8 protein-coding genes are annotated in these 10,847 nt (G+C 65.4%); 6 read left to right on the top strand and 2 right to left on the bottom strand.

All coding sequences use genetic code 11. The features are described 5' to 3' along the window. Window positions 1–984: cytochrome c (locus tag E4L98_RS25315; protein ID WP_135204306.1), on the bottom strand; the 984-nt coding region annotated here is incomplete at its 3' end. Window positions 985–1,146: 162 nt separating this feature from the next. Between E4L98_RS25315 and E4L98_RS31215 the strand changes: the two genes are divergently transcribed. The 6 genes from E4L98_RS31215 to E4L98_RS25285 all read left to right on the top strand — a co-directional run bounded on the left by E4L98_RS31215 (window position 1,147) and on the right by E4L98_RS25285 (window position 10,044). Continuing rightward, window positions 1,147–2,721: a methyl-accepting chemotaxis protein gene (locus E4L98_RS31215; protein WP_135204305.1), complete on the top strand. Its 1,575-nt coding sequence runs from the start codon at window positions 1,147–1,149 to the stop codon at window positions 2,719–2,721. A gap of 66 nt (window positions 2,722–2,787) precedes the next feature. Continuing rightward, on the top strand, window positions 2,788–3,414 hold the full coding sequence (locus E4L98_RS30900; RefSeq protein ID WP_229257565.1) for a TetR/AcrR family transcriptional regulator: 627 nt from the start codon (window positions 2,788–2,790) through the stop codon (window positions 3,412–3,414). Window positions 3,415–3,503: 89 nt separating this feature from the next. Further along, window positions 3,504–6,275 (top strand): bifunctional diguanylate cyclase/phosphodiesterase, encoded by a 2,772-nt coding sequence (locus E4L98_RS25300; protein WP_229257564.1) that lies wholly within the window; start codon window positions 3,504–3,506, stop codon window positions 6,273–6,275. Window positions 6,276–6,287: 12 nt separating this feature from the next. Continuing rightward, window positions 6,288–8,621, top strand: a complete 2,334-nt coding sequence (locus E4L98_RS25295; protein ID WP_135204303.1) for an FdhF/YdeP family oxidoreductase — start codon at window positions 6,288–6,290, stop codon at window positions 8,619–8,621. Further along, entirely contained in the window at window positions 8,618–9,550 is a 933-nt protein-coding gene (locus tag E4L98_RS25290) for a bestrophin family protein (RefSeq protein WP_135204302.1), read from the top strand. The genes E4L98_RS25295 and E4L98_RS25290 overlap by 4 nt, the downstream gene beginning before the upstream one ends. Window positions 9,551–9,564: 14 nt before the next feature. Beyond that, the gene (locus tag E4L98_RS25285; RefSeq protein WP_135204301.1) at window positions 9,565–10,044 is read left to right on the top strand and encodes a molybdenum cofactor synthesis domain-containing protein; all 480 of its coding nucleotides are present in this window, start codon (window positions 9,565–9,567) and stop codon (window positions 10,042–10,044) included. Here the strand turns inward: E4L98_RS25285 and E4L98_RS25280 are convergent. Beyond that, window positions 9,988–10,847 (bottom strand): EAL domain-containing protein (locus E4L98_RS25280; RefSeq protein ID WP_135204300.1); only part of this gene is annotated, 860 nt, incomplete at its 5' end. The genes E4L98_RS25285 and E4L98_RS25280 overlap by 57 nt on opposite strands.

Here is a 10,847-nt window from a genome sequence, read left to right as displayed (position 1 = left end):
GGCCTGGCCGGCGCCTGCGTGAGTGCTGCCGGCGTTGCCGACGGTTGCGTTGGCGGCAGCGTGGCCCGCGGCGCCGGCGGCGACGCTGCGCGCCGACGGTCTTTGCAGCGACATGATGTAGGTGGCGATGGCGTCGGTGTCGGCTTGCGGCACTTGCGCCAGGCTGTGTGTCACCGGTCCCATCGGGCCGGCGGCCGCGCCGTGCTCGGGCGACCAGCCGTGGCGCAGGTACAACGCCAGCTGTTCGCGGGTCCACGGCTTCGGCGCGTTAAGCAGATCCGTCAGCGCCGGCGCGTCCCAGCCGTCGATGTTGCCGCCGCTGAAGGCCGGGCTGCGTTCGCCACCGATCGGGTCCAACGTGCTGTGGCAGGAGGCGCAGTGGCCGGCGCCGTCGACCAGGTAGCGGCCACGGTTCCATTGCGCGCTTTGCGCCGGATCGTCGGCCCGCGGCCCGGGACGCAGATATAGCAGATTCCACCCCGCCAGCAAGGGACGGAAGCGCAGCGGCAGCAGCAGATCGTTGTCCGGTGCGCGCGCCGCCACCGGGGTGCGCGTCATCAGGTAGGCATAGGCGTCGTCGATGTCGGCGCTCGACATGCGCGTGTAGTGAATGTACGGGAAGGCCGGATACAGCAGGTGGCCGTCACGCGATACGCCGTGCCGCAGCGCGCGCGTGAACGCCGCCAGCGGCCAGGTGCCGATGCCGGTCTGCGCATCGGGCGTGATATTGGTGGTGTAAATGGTGCCGAATGGCGTGCGCAGGGGCAGGCCGCCCGCATACGGTGCGCCGCCGGCGCTGGTGTGGCAGACCATGCAATCGCCCTGGGCGACCACCCGCGCGCCGCGGGCGACGCTGGCGGGATCGAAGTCGTTCGGCGATGGCGGTGAGATTGGCGCAATGGCCGGCTGGAACACCCAGGCCGCGGCGGCGGCACAGGCGGCTGCCGCCGCGGCGGCGATCCAGATCCAGGTTGTTCTTTTCATGGGCACTCCCAGGTGGCTTACAGCCTGCACTGTGCCATCGTCGGCGGGCGTCTGTAACCTATCTAAAGGCATGGCGGGTATTCCGCGACGGAATGGCCCGGCCGATTGTAATTAATCGGTCGATCAATTAAAGTTGGGCTCCTGTCCAACCAGGAGAATCCCATGTCCAAGCTGAGTTTCAGACAAAAATTGTGGCTGCCGTTGATCTGCAGTCTGATTTGCCTGAGCGGCGTTGCCATTTTCGACGCCTTCCAACTGCGCGCCACCCGTTTGGAGGAGCGCGGGCGTGCGCTGACCGACATGAACGACGCCGCTTACGCCGTGGTCAGGCGCTACGCGGCCGAAGTCGCCGCCGGCAATGACAATCTGGCCGGCGCTCAAAAGCGCGCCATGGCGACGCTGGCAAGCATGCGCTATGGCGACGACAGCTACGTGTCACTGATCGCCACCGATGGCCATATCATCCAGAACCCCGGCAATCCCGCCACCAACGGCAAAAACATGATGGACTTCCGCGACGCCGATGGCACCTACATTTTCCGCGAGTTCGCGCGCATCGCCGCAACGGAGCGGGGCAACGGCTTTCTGCACTTTTTGTGGCAGCGGCCGGGCCAGCAGGACGCCACCCCCAAGCTGGCGCGCATCAGCACCTACAAGCCGTGGGGCTGGATTTTCCTGACCGGGGTATATACCGACGATATCGATGCCGATTTCCGCCAGTCGCTGCGGGCCTCCGGTCTCGGACTGTTGGTGGCGGGCGTGGTGCAGCTGCTGGTGTCCGGCTTGATCAACCGCGGACTGTTGCGCGCCCTGGGCGGCGAGCCCGAATACGCCGTGGCCGTGGCCAACCGCATCGCCGCCAACGACCTGAGTGCGCCGGTACTGGTACGGGACGGCGACGAAACCAGCCTGCTGCACGCCATGCACACCATGCAGCACAATCTGGTCGGCACCATCGGTCAGATACGCGGCAGCGCGGTGACCATCGCCACCGCGTCCAGCCAGATCGCCAGCGGGAACCTGGATCTGTCGGCGCGCACCGAAACCCAGGCCAGTTCGCTGGAAGAGACGGCGGCATCGATGGAGCAGTTGACGCAGGCGGTGCGCCAGAATGCCGAAAACGCCCACCGCGCCAATGACCTGGTGCAGACCACCGCGCAGGTGGCGCAACAGGGGGGAGAGGTGATCGCCCGCGTGATACGGACGATGGATGAGATCAGCAGCGCTTCCGGCCGCGTCGTCGATATCATCACCGTCATCGACGGCATCGCCTTCCAGACCAATATCCTGGCACTGAACGCGGCGGTGGAGGCGGCGCGCGCGGGCGAGCAGGGACGCGGTTTTGCGGTGGTGGCGAGCGAGGTGCGCAACCTGGCGCAGCGCAGCGCGGACGCCGCGCGCGAGGTCAAGCGCCTGATCGATAATTCGGTGGCCAGCATTGCCGCCGGCCAGTCGCTGGTCGGACAGGCCGGCAGCACCATGGAACAGGTGGTGGACAGCGTTTCGCGCGTGACGGCGATCATGGCCGCCATCAGCGAGGCATCGCGCGAGCAGAGTACCGGCATCGGCCACGTTAACCAGGCCATCACCGAGATGGATGCGGTCACGCAGCAGAATGCGGCGCTGGTGGAGCAGGCCGCGGCGGCGGCCGGCAGCATGCGCGAGCAGGCCAGCCATCTGACCGGTTGCGTCGGGCTGTTCCGCCTGGCGCCACGGCGCGCGCTGTTGGTGAATTAATGATCGTACGATAAACAGAAACGATATACTCGACCCATGGCTTCCAGACCACAGAGACCCCAGCCGGTGCGCAGACTGTCGCCGGCGGAGCGCGAGCAGCAGATTGTCACCAAGGCAATCGGCTATTTTGCCACGCATGGCTTTTCCGCCAGCACCCGCGAGCTGGCCAGGGAGATCGGCATCACCCAGCCGCTGTTGTACCGCTATTTTCCCAGCAAGGATGCACTTGTCGACCGGGTGTTCCAGGTGGTCTACCTGTCGCGCTGGAACCCGGACTGGGACGCGCTGCTGCGCGACCGCGACAAGCCGCTGGCGCGGCGGCTGCAGCTGTTTTACCAGCAGTACGCCGCCATGATCCTGCAGAGCGACTGGATACGCATCTTCATTTTCGCCGGTCTGACCCGCCAGGGCATCAACGATCGCTACCTGGCCAGCTTGCGCGAGCGGGTCTTCGACGTGGTGCTGGCGGAACTGCGCCACGAGGCGGGCGTGGCCGCGCCGACGCCGCAACAGTACGAGGACGAGATCGAGTTCATCTGGGGCCTGCATGCGGCGATCTTTTATATCGGCGTGCGTAAATACGTTTACGGCCTGCCGGTGCCCGAGGATACGGACCGGCTGATCGCACAAAAACTCGACACTTTTCTCGGTTGCGCGCCCCGGGCGTTGAAAAACCTCCGTAAATCAAGTTAAACCTTGGTATGAGTTTGCATACCAAGGTGCGATTTTCATCATTCCTTGCCGATTTTATAGTCACCTGAATCGTCATTCAGGGAGGATTTATGTTCATCCAAGGCTCCAGAAAAAAGCTGCCCAGCGTTCGTTCGGCGGCGGCGGAATGGCTGATGCTCGGCTTCGTGCTGGTGTTGAGCGCTCTGCTGATCGCCTATTTTGTGTGGAATGAACGCAGCCTGCTGATGAGCTCCAACATCGAGCGCATGCGCCTGCAGACGCTGATCATCGACGAGTATCTCAGCCACCAGCTGGAAGGCGTGCGCAGTGCCCTCGACAGCGCGCGCGCCACGCTGCAGGCGGGCAGCAGCTGCGGCGCCGATTGCCGCCATATCCTGCTGCAGTCGCTGAAGCGCGCCATGCCCGGCGTGCGCGCCATCGTGGTGTTGGACCGCAAGGGCGCTATCGTGATGTCCGACGACGATCTGCGCGACAGCCGCCTGGACGATCATGCCTACACCAGCAAGATCGAGCATATGCGCGACCGCGACACGCTGTATCTGTCGCAGCCCTATGAAAACACCCCTGGCGTGTTCAATATCAAGCTGTCGATGGCGTTGATCGGGCCGGATGGCCGCAACAACGGCGCCGTCAGCGCCATTCTGAATCCCGAATATTTCGACGCCGTGATGCGCTCCGCGCTGTATGCGCCGGACATGAACAGCGCCATCACCGAGGACAGCGGCCGCCGCATCCTGTTCGTGCCGGCCGATCCGGCGGCGATGCGCAACACCGGCGCCGCCGCCGATCCGTTTTTCGTGCGCCATCGGGCCAGCCGCAAGACCGAAACGGTGATGGACGGCGCGGCCGCCGGCGGCGAGCAGCGGCTGGTGGTCCAGCGTACCATGCTGTTGCGCGGCCTGGGACTGGACAAGACGTTGGTGGTCAGCCTGGGTCGCAATCTGGCGCTGATCGGCGCCGGCTGGCACAGCATGGCCTGGACCTGCGGCGTCGCGTGGCTGGTGTTCGGATTGACCTCCAGCGGCGCGCTGCTGCTGGTGCAGCGCCGGCGCCAGGTGATCGACGATCTGGCCGCCGCGCGCGCGGAAGAGCAGGCCGCCGCCGCCGAGAAGGTCGAGCTGGCGCTGAACGGCGCCAATCTGGGCCTGTGGGAATGGGACATGAAGAATGACCGCTGCATCGTCGACGGCCGCGCCGCCGCCATGCTGGGCTACACGCTGGATGAGCTGTACGCCGCCAGTTTCGAGTGGCGCGGCATGGTCAAGCCGGAGGACATCGCCGGCATGGATGCGGCGCTGGCGGCCCATCTGGCCGACGGTTCGCGCTCCTACGAGGCTGAATACCGCATGCGCCACCGCGCCGGCCAGTGGATCTGGGTCCAGAGCCGGGGCAGGGTGGTGGAGCGCGACGCCGGCGGCGTGCCGCTGCGCATGCTGGGCACGCGCATGGACATCAGCGCACGCAAGCTGGCGGAGGCGGAAATCGCCCATCTGGCCTTCTACGACGGCCTGACCAATCTGCCCAACCGCCGTCTGCTGCTCGACCGCCTGCACCATGCCATCGCCAAGGCCGCGCGAAGCGGCAGTCATGGCGCGGTGCTGTTCGTCGATCTCGATAACTTCAAGTCGCTGAACGACACCATGGGCCACGACATGGGCGACCGCCTGCTGGAAATGGTGGCATTCCGCCTGACCGAGGTCACGCGCGAGACCGACACGGTGGCGCGCCTGGGCGGCGACGAATTCGTGATTCTGCTGGAAGACCTGGGCGTGGAGCAGCAACAGGCCATGGGCAATGCCGCCGCCGTCGCCGGCAAGGTGCTCGATTCGCTGAGCTGCTGCTATGTGCTGGAGGCGCATGAGCTGCGCAGCACGCCGAGCATCGGCGTGGTGCTGTTCGGCACCGAGCATCACACCATCAACGACCTTTTGCGCCAGGCCGACATGGCGATGTACGAGGCCAAGGCGGCCGGCCGCGCCACATTCCGCTTCTTCGACCCGCACATGCAGGTGGCGCTGGCCGCTTCCGCCTCGCTCGAGGCGGATTTGCGGCACGCGCTGCAACGCGACGAACTGCGCCTGTATTACCAGCCGGTGGTCGACGCCGCCGGCCGTGTCACCGGGGTCGAGGCGCTGCTGCGCTGGCAGCATCCGCAGCGCGGCCTGATCGGACCGGGCGAGTTCGTTCCGCAGGCGGAGAAGTCCGGGCTGATCGTCGAACTGGGGCAGTGGGTGCTGGAGGCGGCCTGCCGCCAGCTGGTGCGCTGGAGCGAAGATGCCGACAGCGCCCGCCTGACCATGGCGGTCAACGTCAGCGCACGCCAGTTCCGCCACGCGGCCTTTGTCGACGGGGTGCTGGCGGTGCTGGATCGCAGCGGCGCCGACCCGCGCCTGCTCAAGCTGGAACTGACCGAGAGCATGCTGGTGGCGGAGATCGATGAGGTCATCGCCAAGATGACAACCCTGAAGGCCCACGGCGTCGGCTTCTCGCTCGACGATTTCGGCACCGGCTATTCCTCGCTCAGTTATCTGAAGCTGCTGCCGATCGATCAGTTGAAGATCGACCGCTCGTTCGTGCATGACATGCTGCTGACGCGCCACGCGTCCAGCATCGTGCGCTCCATCATCACGCTGGCGTCCAGCATGGACCTGGATGTGGTGGCGGAAGGCGTGGAGACGCGCGAACAGTGGTCGGCGCTGGAAGCCTTCGGCTGTCACGCCTTCCAGGGGTATCTGTTTGGCCGCGCGGCGCCGGCGGCGGAGCTGGCGCTCGAACATGGCAAGGCTGTACTCCCCGGCGACGATGTGTTCTGTACTCATAAGGAGGCGGCGCCGGCGGCTATGCTGGACCTGTCGATATAAGGAGTCATGAGCATGGCCGAAACCAAAAAACAGATACCGGAATCCGGACACGTCGCCCCTTACCATCACGCCGCCGCAGGCTGGGGAGCGCTCAAATACGTTGCGATCAATCTGTTCAAGGAGCGCGTCAGCGGCGCCAATTACAAGACCCTGTTCGCGCAGAACCAGCCGGACGGTTTCGATTGCCCCGGTTGCGCATGGCCGGACCGCGAGCACGCTTCCACATTCGAGTTCTGCGAAAACGGCGTCAAGGCGGTGGCGGCGGAATCGACCAGCAAGCGGGTGACGCCCGAATTCTTCGCCGCGCACACGGTGGCGGAACTGCTGGCGCAGTCGGACCATGAGCTGGAACAGCACGGTCGTTTGACGCACCCGATGGTGTATGACGCGGCACGCGACCGCTACAAGCCGGTCAGCTGGGATGCCGCGTTCAAGCTGATCGCCGGCGAGCTGAAGGCGCTGGACGAGCCTGACCAGGCGGCGTTCTACACCTCCGGCCGCGCCAGCAATGAAGCGGCGTTCCTGTATCAATTGTTCGGGCGCGCTTATGGCACCAACAACTTTCCCGATTGCTCCAACATGTGCCACGAGGCGACCAGCCGCGGCTTGCCGGGCACCGTCGGCATCGGCAAGGGCACGGTGACGCTGGACGATTTCGAACACGCCGATACGCTGCTGATCTTCGGTCAGAATCCGGCCACCAACCACCCGCGCATGCTGGGCGAGCTGCGCGAATGCGCCCGGCGCGGCGCCACCATCGTCTCCATCAATCCGTTGCGGGAACGGGGGCTGGAGCGCTTCACCAGCCCGCAGCATCCGCTGGAGATGCTGACCATGTCCAGCACGCCGATCAGTTCCATGTTCGTGCAGCCGCGTCTGGGCGGCGACTTCGCGTTGATCAAGGCGGTGGCCAAACGTCTGCTGGAACTGGACGACATGGCCCTGCTGACCGGCGCGCCGCGCCTGCTGGACCTGGACTTCATCGCCGCGCACACCACCGGTTTCCAGGATTTTGCGCGCGACCTGCGCACCGAAAGCTGGGCGCTGCTGCTGGAGGAATCGGGCGTGCAGCGCGCGCAGGTCGAACAGCTGACCAATGTCTACATCAGGGGCGAGCGCGTGATCGCCACCTGGGGCATGGGCCTGACCCAGCACAAGAATTCGGTGCCGACGGTTCAAATGCTGTCCAATCTGATGCTCATGCGCGGCAATATCGGTCGCCGGGGCGCCGGTCTGTGTCCGGTGCGCGGCCATTCGAACGTGCAGGGCGACCGCACCATGGGCATCGAGGAGCGGCCGACTCCCGCCTTCCTCGACCGCATGGAAAAGGTATTCGGCTTCGCGCAGCCGCGCCATCACGGCTACGACGTGGTGGCCACCATCGCCGCCATGATGGAGGGGAAGGTCAAGGTCTTCGTCGGCCTGGGCGGCAACTTTGCCATGGCGACGCCGGACACGCCGCTGACGTTTAAGGCGCTGCAGTCCTGCGAACTGACGGTGCACATCTCCACCAAGCTGAATCGCAGTCACCTGATCCACGGCCGCAAGGCGCTGATCCTGCCGACCCTGGGCCGCACCGAGATCGATACCCGGAACGGTGTGCCGCAGGGCGTGACGGTGGAAGATTCGATGAGCATGGTGCACATCTCGTACGGCTTGAGCAAGCCCGCCTCGCCGGATCTGCTGTCGGAAATCGCCATCGTTTCGCGCATGGCGGAAGCCACGCTGGGCCAGCGTTGCAAGCTGCCGTGGAAGGCTTATCGCGACGATTATGCGCTGATACGCGACGATATCGAAAAGGTGTTCGACGATTTCTACGATTTCAACGCGCGCGTGGCGAGGCCGGGCGGCTTTCACCTCAAGGTCGCCTCGCGCGAGCGCGAATGGGTGACGGCGAGCGGCAAGGCGCAGTTCGTGCCGCACGCGATCGAACGCGATACGCCGATCCGCCGCGCCCGCGCCAGATACGGTGAGCGGTTGATGGTGATGATGTCGACGCGCTCACACGACCAGTACAACACCACCATTTACGCGCTGGACGACCGTTACCGTGGCGTGTTCGGCCTGCGCCGGGTGATCTTCATCAACCAGGCCGACATCGACATGCTGGGCATGAAGAACGGCGATCACGTGGATGTGGAGACGGTGTGGGACGACGGCGTGGAGCGTCGCGTCCGCGATTTCCGCCTGGTGGCTTACGACATCCCGCGCGGCTGCCTGGGCGCCTACTACCCGGAGACCAACCCGTTGGTGCCGCTCGCCAGCGTGGCCGACGGCGCCGGCACGCCGACGTCGAAATCGTTCCCGGTCCTGCTCACCCGCACCAGTGTCGCGGCGGTCGCATGATCATCCGTCCGCCAACCAACTGGTTGCGGATGCTGTTCGTATGGGATGGCTCCGTACTCAAGACCATCGTACCGCAGCTGCTGATCATTCTTGCTATCAGCCTGCTGGCGGTGTACACCCACGGGCATCTGTTCGGCGGCAAAATGCCGCTGGATACGGTGCCGTTTCCCCTGGTCGGCGTCAGTCTGGCGATTTTCCTGGCCTTTCGCAACAACGCCGCCTACGCCCGTTACGTGGAGGCGCGCCAGATCTGGGGCCGCATCCTGATTGCGGCGCGCGCGCTGATGTCGCAGGTGATCAACTACCTGCCGGCCGACGGCGACGGTTTCGAGCGCAAGCTGTTTTTGCAGCGGCTGATCGCCTTCGTCTACGCGCTGACGCACCAGTTGCGCAAGACCGATCCCTCGGAAGATCTGGCCCGCTACCTCCCTAAGGAAGAGGCGCGGGAATTGGCGGGCATGCACTATATCCCGATCGCGTTGCTGGATCGTCTGCGGCTGATGCTGGCGCGTGCGGCGCGTCGGCGCCAGGACGGCGGCGGAGAAAGCGAATCGCTGTTATGGCTGCTGGACAAACAGGTGAGCGAGCTGTCCGCGGCCGTCGGCGGCTGCGAACGCATTTCCAATACGCCGATTCCGTTTGCCTATGGCGTGCTGCTGCACCGGACCGTGTACCTGTATTGCTTCATGCTGCCGTTCGGGCTGGTGGGCGATCTGGGCGCGGTCACGCCGCTGGTGTGCGTGTTCGTGGCCTATACGCTGTTCGCGCTGGAAGCGATCGCGCAGGAGATCTCGGAACCGTTCGGCACGGAGCCCAATTGCCTGGCGCTGAATGCGATGACGCGCAATGTCGAACGCTCGCTGCTGGAGCAGTGTGGCGAAGACGTGCCCGAAGCCTTGAAGCCATGCGACCGTTACAACATCTCATAAACAAGGAACCATTCATGCTTACCTGCGCTGTGATCACCGTCAGCAATTCACGTACCTCCGATAACGACGATGCCGGCGATCTGCTGTCCATGCATCTGACCGAGGCGGGGCACCGCGTGCTGCGGCGCGAGATCGTGTTCGACGATATTTACCAGCTGCGGCGCGCGTTCAGCGAATGCATCGCCGATCCGCAGATCGATGTGGTGCTGAGCAGCGGCGGCACCGGTTTCGCGCGCCACAACGCTGTGCCGCAAGCGGTGGGGGTATTGTTCGATCAGGAGATCGTCGGTTTCGGCGAGCTGTTTCGCCAGCTGTCGTACAACGAGATCGGCGCGGCCGCGATCCAGTCGCGCTGCGTGGCCGGCATCGCCAACGATACGCTGATTTTCTGCCTGCCCGGATCGCCCAATGCCTGCAGCCTGGCCTGGAATCACATTTTAAGGGCGCAGCTGGATCACCGCACCCGTCCCTGTAACTTTGCCTGCCGCAGCTGACTTGCCGTGCCATAGCGGCAGCGCGGCGGCCGGCATCGGCCTGGCGATCAGATACCCCTGTGCCAGGTCGCAGCCGATGTCCCGCAGCAGGATGCGGTCCTGTTCCATTTCGATCCCTTCCGCCACCGAGGTCACGCCCAGTTCGCGCGCCGTGGCCGCCGCGTGCGCCAGCAACGTTCGCATGTGCGGGCGCCTGCAGGCGCCGTGCACCAGGCGCCTGTCCAGCTTCAGTTCCGTGAACGGAAAGCGCGACAGCTGCAGCATGGAGGCGTGGCCGGCGCCATAATCGTCCAGCGCCAGGCCGAAACCGTGCATGCGCAACTTGATGAGGATGCGCAGGGCGGTGGCCAGGTCGGCGATTTCTTCGTGTTCGATGATCTCGAAGGTGACGGCGCGCGGCGGGACGCCGGCGGCGATGACGGCGGCCATCAGCTGCTCCGCCAGGTGCGGGTCGGCCAGCGAGCGCGGTGACAGGTTGAGCGACAGCGGCAGCGACAGGCCTCCCGCCTGCCACCGGCGCCAGTCGCCCAGCGCCAGGCGCAGCGCTTCCATGGTCAGCAGGTCGACCAGGCTGGCGGCTTCCGCCTGCGGCAAAAAGCAGGCCGGCGACAGCAGGCCGTGGCGCGGATGGCGCCAGCGTATCAGCCCTTCGACGCCGTGCAGGGCGCCGTCTTTCAGCGCGGTCTTGGGCTGGTAGTACAGTTCGAACTGGCGCGCCTGCAGGGCGGCGACGATTTCACCGGCCGCCGGGCGCGGCGACGCCATCAGCCCGCCGCCGCAGGCCGGACGGCCTGAAGCGGCGG

Source organism: Duganella callida (assembly GCF_004614165.1).
GTDB classification, from domain to species: Bacteria; Pseudomonadota; Gammaproteobacteria; order Burkholderiales; family Burkholderiaceae_D; genus Rugamonas; species Rugamonas callida.
The sequence above is the reverse complement of the archived record's forward strand: the minus strand, read 5'-3'. Positions and strand labels throughout refer to the sequence as shown.

Excerpts from the sequence above, each read along its gene's own strand:
- E4L98_RS25285 (WP_135204301.1), top strand. The coding sequence starts at position 9,565 with ATGCTTACCTGCGCTGTGATCACCGTCAGCAATTCACGTACCTCCGAT.
- E4L98_RS31215 (WP_135204305.1), top strand. The coding sequence starts at position 1,147 with ATGTCCAAGCTGAGTTTCAGACAAAAATTGTGGCTGCCGTTGATCTGC.
- E4L98_RS25290 (WP_135204302.1), top strand. The coding sequence starts at position 8,618 with ATGATCATCCGTCCGCCAACCAACTGGTTGCGGATGCTGTTCGTATGG.
- E4L98_RS25300 (WP_229257564.1), top strand. The coding sequence starts at position 3,504 with ATGTTCATCCAAGGCTCCAGAAAAAAGCTGCCCAGCGTTCGTTCGGCG.
- E4L98_RS25295 (WP_135204303.1), top strand. The coding sequence starts at position 6,288 with ATGGCCGAAACCAAAAAACAGATACCGGAATCCGGACACGTCGCCCCT.